Consider the following 21,833-nt stretch of genomic DNA (forward strand, 5'->3'; position numbering starts at 1 on the left):
CCTATTCGAGTACCACTTCGAGGTCGAGGTGGCACAGCCTGCGATAAATCTCTTCCTTGCGTTCACGTACGGCATGGTTCTGCGGTAACAACTCGCAGCAACTGTGCAGCAGGTGCAGCACTTCCAATGCAAGATCGGGCTCCCAGGCGTGCAGGCCTGAGTCCTGTAATGTCTGATCGAGGGTTTCGAGCTGGTTCTTGGCCAGTTCGTATTTCTTGGCCAGGAAGCACAGCCGCGCGAGGGCGAACTGCCAGAAGAAGCGTTCGCGCCCGCCGTGCGCCGATTGCAGCCCCTGCTTGAGGATCTGCACTGCGGGTTTGAGGCCTTCCTTGCGCAGGATCGGCTGGACTTCTTCGAGGGCCTTTTCCCAGGCCGGCTGGGTTTCGACGTTCTCGGTCTCGACCTTGCGCGGCGCGCTGGCGCTTTGCAGGTGCGGCATGACGTTGCCGGCGATCCACGCCCGAGTGGACGGATCGGCGAACGGCGCGCCGTCATGGAAACGCAGCTCGATGATGCCGGGCAGGCGCTGAATCAAAAGCGCGAAGTGGATTTCCACTTCGCGCATGGCCAGCTCGGCGTTGAGGTTCTGAAGACATTCCCAGACCATTCGCTGGCCATCGAACCAGAACGGCGCCTTCGCCAGGCTCGCCTCCAGTTCCACCAGCAGGTCGGCGTATTTGCCCTGATCGAAACGGTCCTGATACTGCTTGAGCTTGTCGATCGGCAACCCACGCAGCACGGTGATCTGCTCGGCGTTACGCTCGGGCACCGCGTCGATGGTCATCCACAGCAAGGTGCGGTTGAGGCGCAGGGCGCGCAGGTCGGTAGCTTTCTGCTTGAGCCACCAGGCGCACAGCGGACGGGCGCTTTCCTGTTGGGCGCGCAGGGCCTTGTGGGCCTCTTTCTCGTTGTCGATCGGTGCGCCCGGCGCCAGCAACTGGCTGGCGGCCTGCTTGACCTGGGCCACCGCCGCGCCCACCACGCCGGGCGCCGGCTGGTTGTCGGCGGCGCGCTGGATCATGGTTTTCAGACGGCGGGAGAGCGGCAGCAGCAGCGGCGCATCATCGCCCAGATGCTCGGTGCACACCGCGTCGAGACCGGACAGATGCTCGGACAACTGCCGGAACATCGGCAGCTGTTCCTTGATCGCGATGTTCTCGGTGATCACCTGCTCGAGACGCGGCACCAGCCAGCCGATGGCGGCGGCCCGGGTACGGGGTTTGAGCGGGTGAATCTCGGCCCAGTTGTTTTCCGACAAATGGTGCAGCAAACCGAGGCCGGCCAGCAGACCGGGGAAGGATTCACGCTGGTACAGCGACCAGGTCAGCCAGGCGCCGACACGCAAATCCTTGGATTGGGTACGCAGGAGGTTTTCGCTGTTTTCGCGAATTTTCAGCCAGTCGATCTGCCCGCTTTCGTGCATCGACGAGGCTTTGGCCAGCTCGCTTTCCAGGGCCTCGAATTCGCTCGAGAAACGAACGTCTTCACCCGCAAAATTCTCTTTGGAAACAGAGACTTTAGCGAGTTCGAGGTAATGGGCAGAAAGTTTGCTTGAGTAGGACATCCATGGCCTTTATTTGGATTACGGTCGTGCGCCTATTGGAGTTGCAGCGGCGCGGGACAGTATCGAAGAGCAGTCGAAAGACTCATCCAATTGAGTGCGTGCTCTTTCAAGTGGGCGCATCGTAATCACTATGATGGCCACTAGCAAGCATCTGATTAAACAACAAGACGAACTGTTCATTGGGCTCTGTAGGAGATCGCCCTATATGTGACAGGGGATTCCCTGATGTCCCTTAATATTTCACTTTTTCGCCTATCCCTTCCGAAAGCATTGGGCCAGAGCGGCCGGAGCGCGTCATCGAGAACATCTGCACGCTCGTTCCACAAGTAAGCGGAGAAAGCATGACAAACCCGGAAAAAATTTAAAGTAGGACGCTTCCGAAAATACACCTCCATTTATTAACAATTGACTGGCGACAACAGACAACATTAAAAGTGCCATCAATTTGATGGCATCTATATGTTTAAAAGTCCTGAATCCTTGGTTGCACAAGACTATTACGCAGGATTCCAATCACCCACCGTCACTTTCTCACAGCCATTTCCCACAATTTCCACGTTGTTTTACAACGCGGAAAGCTCCGACTTAAACAAGCGATCCTTCTTACATAAATCTGTTTAACGCCTTGTTAGCGTGCCGGCCAATGTTCGCGTGCGCTGACCAGGGAGGGTTTCGACATCACGCCGTCTTCCCCTCTCTGCTTAAGGACAAGCGTATGTCTGGAGCTGTCAGTTCTGCGCGCTTTACGCTGCAGATTCCCGCTGTTCGCAACGACTTCAAGGTGCTGGCCTTCGAAGGCACCGAGACCATCAGCACCCTTTATGCCATCCACGTCGAACTGGTCAGTGAAGACCCCGACTTCGATATGGAAGGCCTGCTCAGTCAGCCTGCCTTCCTGCAGTTCGGCCTGAACGGTGAAGGCATTCATGGACGCATCGACGATGTGTTGGCGGGTGAATCCGACAAACGCCTGACCCGTTATCGCCTGACTCTGGTGCCGAGCCTGCACTATTTGCAGTTCAGTCACGGTCAACGGATTTACCAAAGTCAGACCGTTCCGCAGATCATCACGCAAACACTCAAGCGACACGGCATCCTCGCCGATGCATTCACCTTTCATGTCCAGCCCCTGTCGGCACGGGAGTACTGCACCCAATACGGCGAAAGTGATTTCGAGTTCATTCAGCGCTTGTGTGCCGAGGAGGGCATCGCCTGGCATCACCAGCACTCCGCGCAAGGCCATTTGCTGGTGTTCACCGATGACGCGGTTTTCCTCCCGACTTTGCGCGCCACACCCTATCGCCGGGATAGCGGGATGGTCCCGGTATATCCAGTAGTCAGCAGGTTTTCCTTGCGCGCCGCCACCCGGACAAGCCGGGTCACGCGACGCGACTATGACCTGAGGCGACCGACGCTTTTAATCGAATGCCGCTTCAGCGCCGAATTCACCCCGACGCTTGAGGACTACCAATACCCGTTGCCGCTAGACAACGAAAAGCGTGGCAAGCAACTGGCCCGTCAGGCCTTGGAGCGCCATCGCGCAGACTATGAAATGGCAGAGGGTTAAAGCAACCAACCTACCTTGCGCTGCGGCCATCTGCTTGAACTGACCGAACACCCTCGCCAGAAATACAACGCTCTGTGGCTGCTGCTCGGTGTCACCCACACCGGACGGCAGCCGCAAGTGCTCGAAGAGTCGGTTAGCAGCGAAACTCAATCGGCGGACGGCTTTACCCAAGGCTATCGCAACACCTTCCGCGCGATTCCGGCCGAGGTGGTTTTCCGCCCGCCACTGCCCGCACGCCGGCCACCGCTGGTCAGCCAGACCGCTCGAGTGACTGGCCCCAAAGGCGAAGAGATCTACTGCGATGAATTCGGCCGCGTAAAAGTCGAATTCCACTGGGACCGCGCCGAATTAAACAGTGAGCGCAGCAGTTGCTGGGTGCGGGTGTCGTCGAGCTGGGCCGGGAACGGTTTCGGTGCCATCGCCCTCCCCCGCATCGGAATGGAAGTGGTGGTGACCTTCGTGGAAGGTGATCCCGACCAGCCGCTGATTACCGGCTGCGTGATCAACAAGGTCACCCCCGCGCCCTACAAGCTTCCCGAGCACAAGACCCGAACCGTGCTGCGCAGCCGCAGCTCGCCTGACACGGGTGGCTACAACGAACTGACGATTGAAGACCGCGCCGGACTGGAACTGGTCTACCTGCGTGCCCAGCGCGACATGGAGCGGCAGGTTCTCCATGACAGCCGGCTGGCGGTCGGGCGTGATCGTTGGGAAAGCATCCAGGGCAGCAGCCAGACGACGGCCGGGAAAATCATTACCGTCGAGGCGGGCCAGCAAGTGCAGATCAAGGCCGGCGCCAGCGTGGTGCTGGATGCCGGCGCCAGCATCACGCTGAAGGCGGGCGGTCACCATATCGTGATCGACAGGGGCGGGATCTTCAGCAGTACCGAGATGGTGGCGGGTGGAAAGACGTCCGCCAGCGAAGCCGCTGATCATCCAGAAGCCGCGATGGCGGGTGCCTTGGCGGCCGGACTGACTTCCTCCTCCAATAAAGACTCGGAAGACGGCGAACTTGAAGAAGAGGAGGAAGAAGTTGAACTGGAAGATGAAATGCCTGCCGGCATCACCTTGCGGATCGGCGTGTTTTTCGATGGGACGGGGAACAATCTGTTCAATAGCGAACAAGTGAAAGGCTGCTATGCGCGGGATGTGAATCTTGAGGAGGAAGCCGAGGACATTCGACAGTTCTGCCAGATGCATGGGTATGACGGACAGGGCAATGTGCCGGATAACAGTTATGGGAATGATGCGAGCAATGTGGCGAGGTTGTATGGGTTGTATAAAGATGATCAGAACCGGCAACTATCTGAGGACGAAACTATCGCGTACATCCCGATCTATCTTGATGGCATCGGTACAAGCACCAATCAGGACGACTCGGTTTTTTCGCAGATGACCGGCACAGGTGCACAAGGTGTATTGGCGAAAGTCAAACAGAGCCGAGCGCGCATCTTTGAAGGAATTGATATTTTCAAGTCGGAAAACCCAATCCGGAAGGTTAAGACAGTTCAGTTCGACATCTTCGGCTTCAGTCGCGGCGCGGCTGCCGCGAGGCATTTTGCCAATGAAGTGATGAAGGGCGAGCAAAGTTCACTGGCACAGTTAATACCGGCAAACTCGTCATTGTTCCTTGAGGGTTTCGCTTGGCGGACGAGCATTGACGTCAGCATCAACTTCATCGGCATCTTCGACACCGCTGCCGCCATAGGCAGCATGGCTGACGGCGATTTCAGCGTCCATGACGCCAACAACCCCGGCGTCAATCTGTATCTGGCGCCGGACATTGCAAAGAAAGTTGTGCACCTGGTTGCCCGGGACGAACGCCGCCACAACTTTTCGCTTAACAGCGCCGGAAACGCCGACATTGTGTTGCCGGGCGTCCACTCCGACTTGGGCGGCGGATACTTACCGAATTTTGTCGAACGGGTACTGCTTAGCAAGCCGCGCTGCAGTCGCGACGTGGACTTCAATACCCCTTCGTCTTCGACCAACGCTTATCGATTGGCCGAGCAAGAACTCGGCAGGCTTCAGGACCCACTGCATTTCTATGGACTGACGCTTCAAGTCAAAACCTGGGCGGTGGAAACGGCCAGCAACGTCAAGGGTGATCGGCGCAAATCAAAAAATGTCTATGCAGCGGTCTACAGCGAACGCGTCGTGCGCAATGACCTGTCCCTGATTTACCTGCGAATCATGCGGGAGTTGGCGACCAGGCACGGGGTCGAGTTCCAGACAATTGATGAAGAAGATCAGAAATACGTGCTACCAGAAGAACTCAAGGGTATCGCTAAGAAACTGATGACTTATGCGTTGGGCGAAACCCGCAGTATCGATCTGAACCTGAACGAGCAAGCGCTACTCGCGCAACGCTACATTCATCTGTCATCCAACTGGAATGCTGCGAAGGGATTCAACGAAACCGGGCTTAGCATCCTGTTTATCAATCGCCCCGCCGACAAGTCCGCTCGTGTGGTGCACCCCAATGCGTGAGAACTCGTACATGCTCAAGATTGTCTTCGCTCTGACATTGGCTGTTTTGCTGGGCGGCTGCGCGTTCGCCGACAGAAAATCACTGCCTTACGACGGCTGGATGCTCAGATTTTTCGCTCCCGATTACATGGAGGTCTGGATCGAAACTGCCGACGTTGTTGACGTCAACAAGCGCGTGTTTCGAGGCGCAGCCTTTGGAATTCCGGCCATTTCCTACCCTCGGCCACTCAGTAAAGGTGTACCCGCCAAGTTTCGGGGGAAACCGATAGGGTGGCCGGAAAGTGCGGCAGGGAAAGGCCGATATGTCACGGGCGCCGCACTGCCACGTCTGGTCTACGTGCGCTGGCAGTCCATGGCCGAGCCGCAGACCTACGAAGCCTACATAGAGATTCCGGAGTCGGCGCGCCAAGTTATGCTCAAGAGTGAAAAAGCTTACTGTGGGGCAGACGGCAAATGGATCACGGATTACCGAAATATGATGGTCATTGGTCTCGCGCCAGGCGGCATCGCCAAGGTCTGGTTGCGCGGTCAGTGCCTTTTGTCAACCGAAATCATGCGAGTCCAGGCCACGATCAACCCCAAAGGCCCCTACGATGGGAGATCCAACGGACGACATCGACAGCTCCATGAAGAGTCCAAGGCTTACATCGAAAAATACGGCATTCCCTACGACTCCTGGTGACCACTCGATTGTCGAGCACCGTCTACCGCCAGCGACCACAATTCAACTTACTGCAATTCCTCACTGATACGGACATTGGCAAATGGATGAAAACAGACGGCCCATCAAGACCCGCTCGGCGGGCTGGGCGAAACGCTTCACGGATGAACTGGTCAAGCGGGACATCTCCCCCAACCAGATCTCCGTCATCAGCATGCTCTTCGCGCTGTTCGGCGCGGTGACGCTGAACATCGACAACGGCGTGGCCGGTTCAATCTTGTGCATCGTCGGCATTCAACTGCGGCTGCTGTGCAATCTGTTCGACGGGATGGTGGCGATCGAAGGCGGCAAGCAATCGGCCGTCGGCAGCCTGTACAACGAGTTTCCGGATCGGGTCGCGGACAGCCTGCTGATCGTCGGCTTGGGTTTTGCCATCGGCCAGTCCGATCTTGGCTGGTTCGCAGCACTGGCCGCTGCGCTGACAGCGTATGTCCGTGTGTTCGGCGGCGCTCTAGGGCTCACGCAGAGCTTCATGGGGCCGATGGCCAAGCAGCACCGGATGGCGGTGATGACCGTGGCGCTGCTGTTGAACGTGTTCGAAACCCTTTACTACGCGACCCACTACGCTTTGCTGATCGCGCTGGTGATCATCGCCCTTGGCTCTGTCGCCACATGCGTCACGCGCACCCTGGCCATCGCCAGACAACTGAAGGGGAATACCCATGTGGATCAGTAATGCGCTGATTTCGGTGCTGCGTTTCTTGATCGGCGTAACCGCTCGCTGGGAAAGCCCACCGGACCTCTCGCGCCAGCGCATCTACTACGCCAACCACACCAGCCATATGGACACCCTGGCGATCATCGCTGCGCTGCCACCCGAAGCGCGTTTGAACGTGAAACCGGTGGCCGCCGCCGACTACTGGGGCAAGAACCGCTTTCTGTCGTACATCTCGCAGAAAGGCCTGAACGCGGTGCTGATCGAGCGCAATCCGGCACCGGGCACCAATGTGCTGGAGCCGATCTTCGATGTGGTGCGGGCCGGTCATTCGATCATCATTTTCCCCGAAGGCACCCGCTCCACCCAGGCGCTGCCGGGGCAATTCAAATCCGGAATCTTCCGCCTGGCCGAGACTTTTCCAGACGTCGATCTGGTGCCGATCTACCTGGAAAACCTGCATCGCTCGATGCCCAAGGGCAAACATGTGCCGCTGCCGATCATCTGCACGATCCGCATCGGCGATCCGCTGCAAAGGATAGAAGGCGAGGAAAAACAGGTGTTTCTGGAACGGGCGCGTGACGCCATCGTGAGGTTGTCGAAATGAGTCTGGAAACCAAGTTCCTGTGGTTCTTCGCGGCCATCGCCGGGCTGCTGGCGGTGGCCTCGCTGATTGGCGGCGTACTGGCCAGACGCGCCAAGAGCGAAAGCGCGATCGCGACCATCGAAAACCTCAACCAGCGCGTGAACGCGTGGTGGGGGATGGTGATTATTTTCTTCGTCTCCTGGCTGCTTGGCCCCAATGCGACGGTGGTGCTGTTCGGCTTCATTTCGCTGTTTGCGCTGCGCGAGTTCATCACCCTGACGCCGACCGCGCGCGGTGACCATAACGCGCTGTTTTCGGCGTTTTTCATTCTGATCCCGCTGCAGTACCTGCTGATCGGCACCCATTGGTATTCGATGTTCACGCTGCTGGTGCCGGTGTATGCATTCCTGCTGCTGCCGGCGATTGCCGTGCTGAGCCAGGACACCGAAGGCTTTCTGGAGCGCACGGCGAAGATTCAGTGGGGCGTGATGATCTGCATCTACTGCATCAGCCACGCGCCGGCGCTGCTGTTGCTGGACCTGCAGGGTTTCCAGGGTCAGAACGCCCTGCTGCTGTTCTACCTGGTGTTCGTGGTGCAGATGAGCGACGTATTGCAGTACGTGTTCGGCAAGCTCTTCGGCAAACGCAAGGTCGCGCCGCTGGTGAGCCCGTCGAAAACCGTGGAAGGTCTGGTCGGCGGCGGACTGTCCGCCACGCTGATCGGCGGCTGCATGTTCTGGATGACACCGTTCAGCTTCTGGCAGTCGCTGTTGATGTCGCTGGTCATCGTGGTGATGGGTTTCCTCGGCGGCCTGGCCATGTCGGCGATCAAACGCAGCCTGAGCGCCAAGGACTGGGGCACGATGATCAAGGGCCACGGCGGGATGCTCGACCGGATGGACTCGATCTGTTTCGCCGCGCCGATCTTCTTTCACCTGACCCGCTACTTCTTCTCGGCCTGATCCAGCCCCAATCATCAGCCACAAAAAATGGGCATCCGACCGCAATCGGTATGCCCATTTTTCATGCAGCGCGTCCGGCTGACCGGGCGTTTGCCGCCATTATTAATTGACGCTGTCTTTCAACGCTTTGCCTGGCTTGAACGCAACAGTATTGCTGGCCTTGATCTTCACCGGTTCACCGGTTTGCGGGTTTTTGCCGGTGCGGGCACCGCGGTGGCGTTGCAGGAAGGTGCCGAAGCCTACCAGCGTGACGCTGTCCTTGCGGTGCAGGGCGCCGGTGATTTCTTCGAGAACGGCATTGAGAACGCGGTTGGCCTGCTCTTTGGTCAGATCCGCTTTTTCAGCGATTGCAGCGGCGAGTTCTGGTTTACGCATTAGTGAAGCCCCTTTGACGGTTTTTTGTTGTTATGTCCGTGCTGTTCTCGTTGGAACAGCGCCCAAGGCGCCGCAGGCTCTACTCTGCGGCAGACGGGAGTGAGGATGGCACGCGGTTAAGGGCGGCGCCAGTCTCCCCGCGACCTTTGTGGGGGCAAAAGCGGGGTGATTCCGACAGAACGACCGGTATTTACGCCAGCAAGGCCGGAAGCTGTTTGTTCAGCGCAAGTTTTTCCATCACCGCCGCGCCGGTCAGGGCATAACCGAGCAATTGCCCTTCGGCGTCGTGGCACAGCACCTTGACGTCGGCGCCCTGCCCTTCGACCGTCCAGACACCCTCGCGGCCCCGTGGCGGCGGGGAAACCACCAGCGGGCAGACCGGGGTTTTCACGGTGATCGGCATCGGCCCGTAGTTCACCACGGTCGGGTTGCCGGCCAGGGTCTGTGCCAGCGCTCGCGCACAGCTCATGAGGGGCATGACGTACAGAAGATTCAGCCCATCGACCTCGGCGCAGTCGCCCAAGGCGTAAATGTTGGCGTGCGAGGTTTGCAGACGGCGGTCGACCACCACGCCGCGATTGGTCTGGATACCGGCGGCCGCCGCCAGATCGATCCGTGGCCGCAGGCCAATGGCCGAGACCACCACATCGCACGGGACAACCTGACCGTCGGACAGGTGCGCTTCCAGCCCATCCGCGACTTTTTGCAGGCGGGTCAGCACCGGACCGAGGTGAAAACGTGCGCCAAGGCTTTCCAGCCCGGCCTGCACCGCTGCCGCAGCGGCCGGGTGCAGCAGGGTCGGCATCACCTGTTCGCACGGCGCAACCAGTTGCACCTCGTAGCCGCCCAGAATCAGGTCATTGGCGAACTCGCAGCCGATCAGCCCGGCACCGAGCAACAACACCCGGCGCTTGCCCGCCGCTGCAGCGCGAAAGCGAGCGTAGTCTTCGAGATCGTTGATCGGGAACACTAGATCCCCGCCGTCGCCTTCGATCGGCACGCGCACGGTTTCGGCGCCCCAGGCCAGGATCAGGTCGCGATAGCTCACCGCTTCCTCACCAATCCAAAGACGCTTGTGGCCCGGATCGATGCCGCTGATGCGGGTATGGGTGCGGATCTCGGCCTTCAGTTGCTCGGCCATGGCGCCAGGTTCTGCCATGCTCAGACCGTCGGCGTCCTTGTTCTTGCCGAAGCCGGTTGAAAGCATCGGCTTGGAGTAGGAGCGACCGTCATCGGCGGTAATCAGCAGCAACGGAGTTTCGCCATCGAGTTTGCGAAACTCGCGGGCCAGGTTGTAACCCGCAAGCCCGGTGCCAACGATTACGACAGGTGCGCTCATGCCCTACTCCTCAGTGTTTTCTCAGTTGATTTCGATCATTTCGAAGTCCATCTTGCCGACGCCGCAGTCCGGGCACAGCCAGTCTTCCGGTACGTCCTGCCACAGGGTGCCCGGCGCAATGCCGTCATCCGGCCAGCCGTCAGCTTCGTTGTAGATCAGGCCGCAGACCACACATTGCCACTTTTTCATTCAGGTACTTCCTCAGGGTTCAGGCTTAATCCGGCGCGGACGGTCGATGGTGCAGCGTTGCCGTCCGGCTCAGGGCGTTTTGTACTGATCGAGCCGGGCAGATGCAAGCCTGTTCGGCGCAGCGGCGACCCGGATCAATCAAACTCGTGATTCGGCATGTTAAGCTCGCCGCCTCATTTGCTGCCAATAATGACTCATTGTGCAACACACAAACGCCCCGCTGTGGCGCCCGCAAAGCGACCTGACACCTCTCCCCGACACATCCACGCTCGACTGGCTGTTCGACGAAGGCTCCCTGACCCGCCGGCTGACGCGCCTGTCCGATGATGGTTTCAGCGTGACCCCGCTGTTCGAAGGCTGGCAGACCCTGCGCGACGACGAATGCGCCGCCCTGGACCTGGCCGAAGGCAGCGAGGGCTGGGTGCGCGAGGTGTATCTGCGCGGGCATGGCGAGGCCTGGGTGTTCGCCCGCAGCGTGGCCTCGCGCAGCGCCTTGCAGGGCGATGGCTTGCACATGGATGAGCTGGGCAGCCGCTCGCTGGGCGAACTGCTGTTTTGCGATCACGCGTTTCAGCGCCGCGCCATCGAAGTCTGCCATTACCCGGAGCGTTGGTTGCCCGAAGACTCTCGGGCTGTCGGACTTTGGGGCCGCCGCTCGCGTTTCGACCGTGGCGCCTTGAGTGTGCTGGTGGCGGAGATTTTCCTGCCTACGCTGTGGGAAGCCGTCCGCGCCCGTCCGGAGAACTGCTGATGTACCAAAGCCTGCTCAAATCCCTGAATCGCTTGAACCCGCGCGCCTGGGACTTCATTCAGCTGACCCGGATGGACAAGCCGATCGGCATTTACCTGCTGCTGTGGCCGACGCTCTGGGCCCTGTGGATTGCCGGCAAGGGCTCGCCTTCACTGGCCAATATCGTGATTTTCGTCCTTGGCGTGGTACTGACCCGTGCCGGCGGTTGCGTAATCAACGACTGGGCCGACCGCAAGGTCGACGGCCACGTCAAACGCACGGCGCAAAGACCCATTGCTGCCGGCAGGATCAGCTCGAAAGAGGCGCTGGTGTTCTTTGCGCTGCTGATGGGCGTGAGTTTCCTGCTGGTGCTGTGCACCAACGCCGCGACGATCTGGCTGTCGCTGGGCGGCCTGGCGCTGGCGTTCACGTACCCGTTCATGAAGCGCTACACCTATTACCCGCAGTTGGTGCTGGGCGCGGCGTTCTCCTGGGGCATGCCGATGGCGTTCACTGCCGAGACCGGTGAGCTGCCGGCAACGGCCTGGCTGCTGTGGATCGCCAATCTGCTGTGGACGGTGGGTTACGACACTTATTACGCGATGACCGACCGCGACGACGACCTGAAGATCGGCGTTAAATCCACGGCGATTCTGTTCGGCGATGCCGACCGGGTGATCATCCTGACCTTGCAGGCACTGTCGCTGGGCTGCCTGGTGCTGGCCGGGTCGAAGTTCGAGCTGGGGATCTGGTTCCACCTCGGCCTGCTGGTAGCCGCCGGGTGCTACGCCTGGGAGTTCTGGTACACCCGTGACCGGGACCGGATGCGTTGCTTCAAGGCGTTCCTGCACAACCACTGGGCCGGGCTGGCGATTTTCGTCGGGATCGTGCTGGATTACGCGTTGCGCTGAAAACACGCCTGCTCCCGGCGACGGGAGCAGGCTGACTGCGGGTGCGCTTACTTTTTCGGCCCGGAATTAGTGATGACGTGCCACATATCTTTCATCTTGTCGCCAGTCATGTCTCCAGGCTTCGTATCTTTCACGAAGGTGTACAGCGGCTTGCCGTCGTAGGCGTACTGCATCATGCCGTCATCACGTTTGATGACTGTCCATTTGCCTTCAGCCTTGGCATCTGCCGGCGCCATCAGCGGCGGCCAGTTCTTGGCGCACTCGTCGTTGCACATCGACTTGCCGCCACTGTCCTTGTCGAACGTATAAAGCGTCATGCCCTTGTGATCGACCATCATTCCGTCTTTCATCATGGCCGGCTCGGCCGCCATCGCCAGTCCAGGCAGAGTCAGGGCAGCGGCCATCAGCAGTGCTTTGAAGGAAGCAGTCATTTGAGTCATGGAAACCTTCTCTTGTGGTTGTCAGGATTCGGACTTAGAGCTTAGTTCAGGATCTGCACAATCGCCGCTGGACTAAAATACTGTCACACGACTGCAATAATTCCGTTATCTAATGCGGCGCAAGACAGTTAAATGACAAGAGGATTAAGGCATGGTTGGCAGGAGCATTCTGATCGTCGACGACGAAGCGCCCATTCGCGAAATGATCGCCGTTGCGTTGGAAATGGCCGGCTATGACTGCCTCGAGGCAGAAAACTCGCAGCAGGCCCACGCCATCATCGTCGACCGCAAGCCGGACCTGATCCTGCTCGACTGGATGCTGCCCGGCACCTCCGGCATCGAGCTGGCCCGCCGCCTCAAGCGTGACGAGCTGACCGGGGACATCCCCATCATCATGCTCACCGCCAAGGGCGAAGAGGACAACAAGATCCAGGGCCTGGAAGTCGGCGCCGACGACTACATCACCAAACCGTTTTCCCCACGCGAGCTGGTGGCACGCCTCAAGGCCGTACTGCGTCGCGCCGGCCCGACCGATGGCGAAGCGCCGATCGAAGTCGGCGGCCTGCTGCTCGACCCGATCAGCCACCGCGTGACCATCGACGGCCGTCCGGCCGAGATGGGCCCGACCGAATACCGACTGCTGCAATTCTTCATGACCCATCAGGAACGCGCCTACACCCGTGGCCAGTTGCTGGACCAGGTCTGGGGCGGCAACGTCTATGTTGAAGAGCGCACCGTCGACGTGCACATCCGGCGTCTGCGCAAGGCCCTCGGCGACGCCTACGAAAATCTGGTACAAACCGTGCGCGGCACCGGCTACCGGTTCTCCACCAAAGCCTGAGCCGAGCGCCAGCCCCGTAGACAAGGACCGCATTTTCCGTGAACCAAAACTGGCATGGCACCCTGATTCGCCACATGCTGTTGCTGGTCACCGGCTGCCTGGTGATCGGCCTGATCACCGGTTATTACGGCTGGAGTCTGGCGGCGGGCCTGGGCCTGTACCTGGCCTGGACGCTCAAGCAACTGCTGCGCCTGCACGAATGGCTGCGCCTGCACCAACCCGATGAAGCACCGCCCGATGGCTACGGCCTGTGGGGCGAGGTGTTCGACAGCATCTACCACCTGCAACGCCGCGACCAGCGGGTACGCGGACGCCTGCAAGCGGTGATCGACCGCGTTCAGGAGTCCACCGCCGCGCTGAAAGACGCGGTGATCATGCTCGACAGCGACGGCAACCTGGAATGGTGGAACCGCGCCGCCGAAACCCTGCTCGGCTTGAAAACCCCGCAGGACAGCGGTCAACCGGTGACCAACCTGGTTCGCCATCCGCGCTTCAAGGAATACTTCGAGCAGGAAAGCTACGCCGAACCGCTGGAAATCCCCTCGCCGACCAACGACCGCGTACGCATTCAGCTGTACCTCACGCGCTACGGCAACAACGAACACTTGATGCTGGTGCGCGACGTCACGCGCATCCATCAGCTGGAACAGATGCGCAAAGACTTCATCGCCAACGTCTCCCATGAACTGCGCACCCCGCTGACGGTGATCTGCGGCTACCTGGAAACCCTGCTCGACAACGTCGAGGAAGTGAACCCGCGCTGGAGCCGCGCCCTGCAACAGATGCAGCAACAGGGCGGACGCATGCAGACCCTGCTCAACGACCTGCTGTTGCTGGCCAAACTGGAAGCCACCGATTACCCGTCGGACAACCAGCCGGTGCACATCGACACCTTGTTGCAGTCGATCAAGAGCGACGCGCAGCAGCTGTCCGGCTCGAAGAATCAGCGCATCACCCTGGAAGCCGACACCCGCATCCTGCTCAAGGGCAGCGAGGCGGAACTGCGCAGTGCGTTTTCCAACCTGGTGTTCAACGCCGTCAAATACACCCCGGCCGAGGGCAATATCCGCATCCGCTGGTGGGGCGACGATCAGGGTGCGCACCTGAGCGTGCAGGACTCCGGGATCGGCATCGACAGCAAGCACCTGCCGCGCCTGACCGAACGCTTCTACCGCGTCGACTCCAGCCGTAACTCCAACACCGGCGGCACGGGCCTTGGCCTGGCCATCGTCAAACACGTACTGCTGCGCCATCGCGCCCGGATGGAGATCAGCAGCGTGCCCGGCCACGGCAGCACGTTCACCTGCCATTTCGCGCCGGCTCAGGTCGCTGAGGCAAGGGTCATCAGCGCCGCTGAGTAATGCCGGACTAGGCAATCGCCAGGTCAGCCGCTACATTGGCTGACTTGCGCCTGCCTTTCAGGTGCGGATTTTTCTTTCTTTCGAACCACACGGAACCCGCAAAACTCCATCATGGACCCTTCCCCTGGCTTGTCCCTCGCAACAATATTCGCCGATTTCGGCATGATTCTTTTCGCTCTGATCCTGGTTCTGCTCAACGGCTTCTTCGTTGCAGCGGAGTTCGCCATGGTCAAACTGCGCTCGACCCGGGTCGAAGCCATCGCTGAACAGCACGGCTGGCGCGGGCACATCCTGCGCACGGTGCACAGTCAGCTCGATGCTTATCTCTCGGCGTGCCAGCTCGGTATCACCCTCGCCTCCCTCGGCCTGGGCTGGGTCGGCGAGCCGGCGTTCGCGCACATTCTCGAACCGCTGCTGAGCGCGGTCGGCGTGCAGTCGGCGGAAGTCGTCAAAGGCATCTCGTTCTTCACCGCGTTCTTCATCATTTCGTACCTGCACATCGTGGTCGGCGAGCTCGCCCCCAAATCCTGGGCGATCCGCAAACCCGAGCTGCTGTCGCTGTGGACGGCGGTGCCGCTGTACCTGTTCTACTGGGCCATGTACCCGGCGATCTACTTGCTCAACGCCAGCGCCAACACCATCCTGCGCATCGCAGGGCAAGGTGAGCCCGGCCCGCACCACGAGCACCATTACAGCCGTGAAGAACTGAAACTGATCCTGCACTCCAGCCGTGGCCAGGACCCGAGCGACCAGGGCATGCGCGTGCTGGCCTCGGCAGTGGAAATGGGCGAACTGGAAGTGGTCGACTGGGCCAACTCCCGCGAAGACCTGATCACCCTCGAGTTCAACGCCCCGCTGAAAGAAATCCTGGCGATGTTCCGCCGCCACAAGTTCAGCCGTTATCCGGTGTACGACAGCGAGCGCAAGGAATTCGTCGGCTTGCTGCACATCAAGGATCTGCTGCTGGAACTGGCGGCGCTGGATCACATCCCCGAGTCGTTCAACCTCGCCGAGCTGACCCGCCCGCTGGAGCGCGTGTCGCGGCACATGCCGCTGTCGCAGCTGCTGGAGCAGTTCCGCAAGGGTGGCTCGCACTTCGCCGTAGTCGAAGAGGCCGACGGTAACATCATCGGTTACCTGACCATGGAAGACGTGCTGGAAGTGCTGGTCGGCGACATCCAGGACGAACACCGCAAGGCCGAGCGCGGCATCCTCGCCTACCAGCCGGGCAAACTGCTGGTGCGGGGCGATACGCCGCTGTTCAAGGTCGAGCGCCTGCTGGGGATCGATCTGGACCACATCGAAGCCGAAACCCTCGCCGGGCTGATCTACGAAACCCTGAAACGGGTACCGGAAGAGGAAGAAGTGCTGGAAGTCGAAGGCCTGCGGATCATCATCAAGAAGATGAAAGGTCCGAAGATCGTTCTGGCCAAAGTGCTGATGCTCGACTGACGGGGTCTACTGCTTGCCCAACGCAAAGTTGGGCAACGCCCCCAGCGGCTGGTTGAACTGATACGGAATCGACACCAGCCCCATCCCGGTATTGCGCTGCACCACGAAGTGCAGGTGCGGACCGCTGCTGTTGCCGGTGTTGCCGGACAGCGCCAGCGGACTGCCCACCGCCACCCGTTGCCCCTCGCGCACGCTCACCGACCCTTGCTTGAGATGCAGGTACACGCCCATCGTGCCGTCGTCGTGCAGGATCCGCACGAAGTTGCCGGACGGATCGGTGCCGCGTCCGTTCTGGGAGTTTTCGGTCTTCACCACCACACCGGCGCGCGCCGCGATGATCGGGGTACCGACCGGCATGGCGATGTCCATCGCGTATTTGTTCTTCGGCCCGAAGTGGCTGTAATCGCCATTGGCACCCTGGCTCAGACGAAACGGCCCGCCACGCCACGGAAACGGGTAGCGATAGCCCTGAGCCGCGCCAGCCGGATCACCAAGGGAATACTGGAACATCGGCGTGTACACCAGCGGTTTGCCGCCGGACACCGCCGTCAGCAACGCCAGCCGCGTATTGCTGCGCGCCGGCAGCACCCGGCGGATCGTTTGCGCCGGTGCGCCACGTACGTTGCTCATTCCGGTAAACGCCAGTGCCACCTCGACCGGCGCATACAGGTCGTTGCGCACGAACACCACGTCCGCGCCCTTCTGCTTCTTGATGTCAAGATAGACCTGGCGCTCGAGGCGCTCGACCATCCGGTCCTGAAACACGAACACCTGGGAGCCTTTGCTCGGACGGTCGCTGTACGAAACCACTCCGTTGGCATCGGTGGACTTGTAGATCGTCATGGCCACCGTCGAGGTGGAGGCCATGAACAGACCACAGAAAAACAGCAGGCGCAGGGGCATGGGCAAAAATTCTGTCGAGTAAGGCCTGGGAATGAGCCTAGCAGCTGAAGCAGACCAGGCTAGTCGACAGATGTTTCAAAATGGCGTGAATGATCGTTCCCACGCTTTGCGTGGGGGACGCGGAGCGTCCCTTGAGGCATTCCCACGCGGAGCGTGGGAACGATCAATGTCAGGCGACGAAGATCACGCGCCCGGAACGAAGTGCTTCTGCGCCGTGCCGCGGGCGATCAGACGGGAGATGTAGTCGAGTTTCTGCGCGTCCTGGTCGACGAAGCGGAAGGTCAGTTGCAGCCAGTCGCTGTCGGGTTTCGGCTCGTGGGCGACGACGGCGTGCAGGTAGCCGTTGAGGCGGGCGATTTCGGCGTTGTCGCCCTGCTCCAGATCGAGCACGGCGCTGTCGAGGATCTGCGGCAGGGTGTCGGTGCGTTTCACCACCAGCAGCGCTTCCTTGATACTCAGGGCCTTGATCACGCATTGCTGGGTGCCGCTCGGCAGGCGCAGTTGGCCCTGACCGCGACCGCCGGCCGGGGCGCTGGACGCTGCCGGAGCTTTCACCGGCGGGCTGTTGAGCAGGCCACGCTGTGGCGCGGCGGCAGGTGCCGGGGCCACAGCAGCAGGCTTGGCAAACGGATTCACGGGAGCCGCCGCCGGTGCGGAACCGACGACCGCAGCCTTGCCGCCGGTCAACGCGCTCAGGGAGTCGTTGCCGAACGCCGAGTTCATCTTGGTCGGGGCGCTGTTCATCAGGGTGTCGAGCTTGCCGACTTTGTTCAGGGCCTGCTTGACCTTGGTCAGCAACTGCTCGTTGGTGAACGGCTTGCTGACGTAACCGGTGACGCCGGCCTGGATCGCCTGCACCACGTTTTCCTTGTCGCCACGGCTGGTGACCATGATGAACGGCATGGTCTTGAGATTGTCCTGCTCGCGGCACCAGGTCAGCAGTTCGAGGCCGGACATTTCCGGCATTTCCCAGTCGCACAGCACCAGGTCGAAGGCTTCCTTGGCCAGCATGGCCTGGGCCTTCTTGCCGTTGATGGCATCCTCGGTGCGGATCCCCGGGAAGTAATTACGCAGGCACTTTTTCACCAGGTCACGAATGAACGATGCATCGTCCACGACCAACACACTGATCTTGCTCATCCAACACCCCTATTAAAATCCCGGCAAGCATAACGCTGGCTGATGGCACATTGCCAAAACTCTTCAGTCACGCCGGGACTTTTCGTTCGCGGGTGCTGCTTTTTAATTCGGTTCTGCCTATGAAAAGCAGAAACAAAAACGCCCGGCCAAAGGGCCGGGCGCTTTTCTCAGGCAATCTTACTTATCGTCAGCATCGCCCGGAACATTAGCGGTTTCGCCACTTGTCCCTTCAACTTCTTCCTTCATGCGCTTGAGGCCCATGTGGCGCACGTCAGTGCCGCGCACCAGGTAAATCACCAGCTCCGAGATGTTTCGCGCGTGGTCGCCGATCCGCTCCAGCGAACGCAGCACCCAGATAATGCTCAAGACCCGCGAGATAGAGCGTGGGTCTTCCATCATGTAGGTCGCCAGCTCGCGCAGGGCGGTCTTGTATTCGCGGTCGATGATCTTGTCGTACTGCGCCACCGACAACGCCAGATCGGCGTCGAAGCGGGCAAAGGCGTCCAGCGCATCACGCACCATGTTGCGCACCTGATCGCCGATGTGACGAACCTCAACGTAACCGCGCGGCGCTTCGCCTTCTTCGCACAGCTGGATCGCACGCCGGGCGATCTTGGTCGCTTCATCGCCGATGCGCTCCAGGTCGATCACCGACTTGGAGATGCTGATGATCAACCGCAGGTCGGACGCCGCCGGCTGACGACGGGCCAGAATGCGCAGGCATTCTTCGTCGATGTTGCGTTCCATCTGGTTGATCTGGTCGTCGATCTCGCGCACTTGCTGGGCCAGGCCCGAGTCGGCCTCGATCAGCGCGGTGACCGCGTCGTTGACCTGCTTCTCGACCAGCCCGCCCATGGCCAGCAGGTGGCTGCGCACTTCTTCCAGTTCGGCGTTGAACTGCGCGGAAATGTGATGGGTAAGGCCTTCTTTACTAATCATGTTGGCGTCCTTGGAGCGTCCGGTAAGGTGCGGCGGGCCGCAGCGTCAATTCAGTGAGCGACAACCAGTGTCTGCTAGCCGTAACGACCGGTGATGTAGTCTTCGGTCTGCTTCTTGGCCGGATTGGTGAACAGGGTATCGGTGTCGCCGAATTCCACCAGTTTGCCCATGTACATGAACGCCGTGTAGTCGGACACCCGCGCCGCCTGCTGCATGTTGTGGGTCACGATGACGATGGTGAACTTGGATTTGAGCTCGTAGATCAGCTCTTCGACTTTCAGGGTCGAAATCGGGTCAAGGGCCGAGCACGGTTCGTCGAGCAGCAGCACTTCCGGTTCCACGGCGATGGTACGGGCGATCACCAGACGCTGTTGCTGACCACCGGACAGGCCGAGGGCCGATTCATGCAGACGGTCCTTCACTTCGTCCCACAAGGCCGCGCCTTTCAACGCCCACTCGACAGCTTCGTCGAGGATGCGCTTCTTGTTGATGCCCTGGATGCGCAGGCCGTAGACCACGTTTTCATAGATGGTCTTGGGAAACGGGTTCGGCTTCTGGAACACCATGCCGACCCGGCGACGCAGCTCGGCCACGTCTTCGCCCTTGCGGTAGATGTTGTTGCCGTACAGGTTGATCGCGCCTTCGACGCGGCAGCCGTCCACCAGGTCGTTCATACGGTTGAAGGTACGCAGCAGCGTGGACTTGCCGCAGCCGGACGGGCCGATGAAGGCGGTCACGCGCTGTTTCGGGATGTTCATGCTGACGTCGAACAGCGCCTGTTTCTCGCCGTAGTACAGGCTCAGGCCCGGCACTTCGATGGCTACGGTTTCCTGCTCGAGGTTCAGGCTCTGCTTGTCGCGGCCCAAGGCAGACATGTTGATGCCGTGGGTATGTGTTTCGTGCTGCATGGGAGATCCCCTGTGCTAACAAATTCGGTTCGGTTGACTGCCGGGATACAGGCCGGCAGCCCTTCAATTCTTGTGACGGCGATCAGCTGTCCAGCGCCTTGTACTTCTCGCGCAGGTGGTTACGGATGTACACCGCCGACAGGTTCAGGGTGGCGATCACCAGCACCAGCAGCAGCGCCGTGGCGTACACCAGCGGCCGCGCGGCTTCGACGTTCGGGCTCTGGAAGCCGACGTCATAGATGTGGAAGCCCAGGTGCATGATCTTCTGATCCAGGTGCAGGTACGGGTAATTGCCATCCACCGGCAGCGACGGCGCCAGTTTCACCACACCCACCAGCATCAGCGGCGCCACTTCACCGGCGGCGCGAGCCACGGCGAGGATCATGCCGGTCATCATCGCCGGGCTGGCCATCGGCAGAACGATCTTCCACAGGGTTTCAGCCTTGGTCGCGCCGAGGGCCAGCGAGCCTTCACGCACGGTGCGCGGGATACGCGCCAGACCTTCTTCGGTGGCCACGATCACCACCGGCACCGCCAGCAGCGCCAGGGTCAACGAAGCCCAGAGCAGACCCGGCGTACCGAAGGTCGGCGCCGGCAGCGCTTCCGGGAAGAACAGACGGTCGAGCGAGCCACCCAGCACGTAGACGAAGAAGCCCAGGCCAAACACGCCGTAAACAATCGCCGGAACACCGGCCAGGTTGTTCACCGCGATCCGGATCACCCGGGTCAGGGTGTTCTGCCTGGCGTATTCACGCAGGTACACCGCCGCCAGCACGCCGAACGGGGTCACGATCATCGCCATGATCAGGGTCATCATCACGGTGCCGAAAATCGCCGGGAAGATCCCGCCTTCGGTGTTCGCTTCACGCGGGTCGTCGGACAGGAACTCCCAGACCTTGCTGAAGTAGAAACCGATCTTGGTGAACGTACCCATCGCGTTCGGCTGGTAGGCGTGAACCACTTTGCCCAGGCCGATTTCGATTTCCTTGCCGTTGGCATCACGGGCGGTCAGCGCATCACGGTTGAACTGCGCATGCAGATCGGCCAGACGGGCTTCGATGTCCTGATAGCGGGCGTTCAGCTCGGCGCGCTCGGACTCCATGTCCGCTTGCGCGGTGGCGTCGAGCTTGCCTTCCAGCTCCAGCTTGCGACCGTGCAGACGGATGCGCTCAAGGCCGGCGTTGATCGCGCCGATGTCGCTTTTTTCCAGCGACTTGAGCTGCGCGGCGAGGCCGTTCACGCGGTTGATCCGCGCTTGCAGCTCAGGCCAGGCCGCTTCGCCTTCGGCGATCACCTTGCCGTCCTGTTTGACGTTGACCAGGTAGCCGTAGAAGTTGCCCCACTCGCGACGCTCCAGCGCCATCAACTCCGGCGGATTTTTCTGGTCGGTCAGCCACTCGCCGACGATCCAGGTGAAGTCGTTGCCGTTCAGGTCACGGTTGCCGACCTTGATCAGCTCGCGGGTCATGAATTCCGGACCTTCGTCCGGTACCGGCAGGCCGGCGCTCTTGAGACGGGCGCGCGGCACTTCTTCTTTCTGCACCACTTCGCCCACGACCAGATGCTGGCCCTGGCCCGGTACGTCATAGCTGGCGTGGATCAGGTCCGCCGGCCAGAAGTGACCCAGACCGCGCACGGCGATCACCGCCAGCAGGCCAATGGTCATGATGACCGCGATGGACACCGCGCCGCCGCTGATCCAGACGCCGGGGGCGCCGCTCTTGAACCATCCTTTCAGGGAGTTCTGTTTCACAGACTTC

The 21,833-nt window shown here is 60.5% G+C and carries 19 protein-coding genes and 1 pseudogene; 10 read left to right on the top strand and 10 right to left on the bottom strand.

Going from position 1 to position 21,833, the window contains the following annotated elements; genetic code table 11:
• Position 1: 1 nt before the first annotated feature.
• A complete protein-coding gene (gene tssA / locus L6D81_RS12240) occupies positions 2 to 1,564 on the bottom strand; it encodes a type VI secretion system protein TssA (protein WP_236179758.1) in 1,563 nt (520 codons plus the stop codon).
• Positions 1,565 to 2,279: 715 nt separating this feature from the next.
• On the opposite strand from tssA, the pseudogene tssI reads away from it, so the two are divergent.
• The 5 genes and pseudogenes from tssI (at position 2,280) to L6D81_RS12265 (ending at position 8,545) form a co-directional block, all read left to right on the top strand.
• Positions 2,280 to 5,621, top strand: a pseudogene (gene tssI, locus L6D81_RS12245) (type VI secretion system tip protein TssI/VgrG).
• Positions 5,622 to 5,631: 10 nt separating this feature from the next.
• Positions 5,632 to 6,303: a DUF2931 family protein gene (locus tag L6D81_RS12250; protein ID WP_373874304.1), complete on the top strand. Its 672-nt coding sequence runs from the start codon at positions 5,632 to 5,634 to the stop codon at positions 6,301 to 6,303.
• Positions 6,304 to 6,385: 82 nt separating this feature from the next.
• Positions 6,386 to 7,018, top strand: a complete 633-nt coding sequence (locus L6D81_RS12255) for a CDP-alcohol phosphatidyltransferase family protein (protein WP_236179762.1) — start codon at positions 6,386 to 6,388, stop codon at positions 7,016 to 7,018.
• Entirely contained in the window at positions 7,005 to 7,604 is a 600-nt protein-coding gene (locus L6D81_RS12260) for a lysophospholipid acyltransferase family protein (RefSeq protein WP_236179764.1), read from the top strand. The genes L6D81_RS12255 and L6D81_RS12260 overlap by 14 nt, the downstream gene beginning before the upstream one ends.
• On the top strand, positions 7,601 to 8,545 hold the full coding sequence (locus L6D81_RS12265) for a phosphatidate cytidylyltransferase (protein ID WP_236179766.1): 945 nt from the start codon (positions 7,601 to 7,603) through the stop codon (positions 8,543 to 8,545). Before L6D81_RS12260 ends, L6D81_RS12265 begins: the two co-directional genes overlap by 4 nt.
• Positions 8,546 to 8,647: 102 nt before the next feature.
• Here the strand turns inward: L6D81_RS12265 and L6D81_RS12270 are convergent, their stop codons facing one another.
• The 3 genes from L6D81_RS12270 to L6D81_RS12280 form a co-directional block, all read right to left on the bottom strand.
• The gene (locus L6D81_RS12270; RefSeq protein ID WP_236179768.1) at positions 8,648 to 8,920 is read right to left on the bottom strand and encodes an HU family DNA-binding protein; all 273 of its coding nucleotides are present in this window, start codon (positions 8,918 to 8,920) and stop codon (positions 8,648 to 8,650) included.
• Between the two features lie 190 nt (positions 8,921 to 9,110).
• Positions 9,111 to 10,259, bottom strand: a complete 1,149-nt coding sequence (locus tag L6D81_RS12275; protein WP_236179770.1) for an NAD(P)/FAD-dependent oxidoreductase — start codon at positions 10,257 to 10,259, stop codon at positions 9,111 to 9,113.
• 21 nt (positions 10,260 to 10,280) lie between these two features.
• Positions 10,281 to 10,448 (bottom strand): rubredoxin, encoded by a 168-nt coding sequence (locus L6D81_RS12280; RefSeq protein ID WP_007954349.1) that lies wholly within the window; start codon positions 10,446 to 10,448, stop codon positions 10,281 to 10,283.
• 199 nt (positions 10,449 to 10,647) lie between these two features.
• Between L6D81_RS12280 and L6D81_RS12285 the strand changes: the two genes are divergently transcribed.
• Both L6D81_RS12285 and ubiA read left to right on the top strand, forming a co-directional pair.
• Complete coding sequence (locus L6D81_RS12285; protein WP_236179772.1) at positions 10,648 to 11,199, top strand: chorismate lyase; 552 nt, start codon at positions 10,648 to 10,650, stop codon at positions 11,197 to 11,199.
• Positions 11,199 to 12,089, top strand: a complete 891-nt coding sequence (gene ubiA, locus L6D81_RS12290) for a 4-hydroxybenzoate octaprenyltransferase (protein WP_236179784.1) — start codon at positions 11,199 to 11,201, stop codon at positions 12,087 to 12,089. Before L6D81_RS12285 ends, ubiA begins: the two co-directional genes overlap by 1 nt.
• Before the next feature lie 47 nt (positions 12,090 to 12,136).
• On the opposite strand, the gene L6D81_RS12295 is transcribed toward ubiA, so the two are convergent.
• Positions 12,137 to 12,529: a COG4315 family predicted lipoprotein gene (locus L6D81_RS12295; protein ID WP_236179786.1), complete on the bottom strand. Its 393-nt coding sequence runs from the start codon at positions 12,527 to 12,529 to the stop codon at positions 12,137 to 12,139.
• A 151-nt stretch (positions 12,530 to 12,680) separates the two neighbouring features.
• On the opposite strand from L6D81_RS12295, the gene phoB reads away from it, so the two are divergent.
• From phoB to L6D81_RS12310, 3 genes are all read left to right on the top strand, one after another.
• Positions 12,681 to 13,370, top strand: coding sequence for a phosphate regulon transcriptional regulator PhoB (gene phoB, locus L6D81_RS12300; RefSeq protein ID WP_003229608.1), 690 nt, complete (start codon positions 12,681 to 12,683; stop codon positions 13,368 to 13,370).
• A gap of 38 nt (positions 13,371 to 13,408) precedes the next feature.
• Complete coding sequence (phoR, locus tag L6D81_RS12305) at positions 13,409 to 14,731, top strand: phosphate regulon sensor histidine kinase PhoR (RefSeq protein WP_276574209.1); 1,323 nt, start codon at positions 13,409 to 13,411, stop codon at positions 14,729 to 14,731.
• 111 nt (positions 14,732 to 14,842) lie between these two features.
• Positions 14,843 to 16,183, top strand: coding sequence for a hemolysin family protein (locus tag L6D81_RS12310; protein WP_236179789.1), 1,341 nt, complete (start codon positions 14,843 to 14,845; stop codon positions 16,181 to 16,183).
• A 6-nt stretch (positions 16,184 to 16,189) separates the two neighbouring features.
• Here the strand turns inward: L6D81_RS12310 and L6D81_RS12315 are convergent, their stop codons facing one another.
• The 5 genes from L6D81_RS12315 to pstA form a co-directional block, all read right to left on the bottom strand.
• Complete coding sequence (locus L6D81_RS12315; protein ID WP_007954336.1) at positions 16,190 to 17,086, bottom strand: peptidoglycan DD-metalloendopeptidase family protein; 897 nt, start codon at positions 17,084 to 17,086, stop codon at positions 16,190 to 16,192.
• A 183-nt stretch (positions 17,087 to 17,269) separates the two neighbouring features.
• A complete protein-coding gene (locus L6D81_RS12320) occupies positions 17,270 to 18,226 on the bottom strand; it encodes a response regulator (protein WP_236179791.1) in 957 nt (318 codons plus the stop codon).
• Between the two features lie 177 nt (positions 18,227 to 18,403).
• The gene (gene phoU, locus L6D81_RS12325; protein ID WP_007954334.1) at positions 18,404 to 19,165 is read right to left on the bottom strand and encodes a phosphate signaling complex protein PhoU; all 762 of its coding nucleotides are present in this window, start codon (positions 19,163 to 19,165) and stop codon (positions 18,404 to 18,406) included.
• A 74-nt stretch (positions 19,166 to 19,239) separates the two neighbouring features.
• On the bottom strand, positions 19,240 to 20,073 hold the full coding sequence (gene pstB / locus L6D81_RS12330) for a phosphate ABC transporter ATP-binding protein PstB (protein ID WP_042561817.1): 834 nt from the start codon (positions 20,071 to 20,073) through the stop codon (positions 19,240 to 19,242).
• 82 nt (positions 20,074 to 20,155) lie between these two features.
• A complete protein-coding gene (gene pstA, locus L6D81_RS12335) occupies positions 20,156 to 21,826 on the bottom strand; it encodes a phosphate ABC transporter permease PstA (RefSeq protein WP_236179793.1) in 1,671 nt (556 codons plus the stop codon).
• Positions 21,827 to 21,833: the final 7 nt, after the last annotated feature.

Source organism: Pseudomonas sputi (assembly GCF_021603585.1).
GTDB lineage: Bacteria > Pseudomonadota > Gammaproteobacteria > Pseudomonadales > Pseudomonadaceae > Aquipseudomonas > Aquipseudomonas sputi.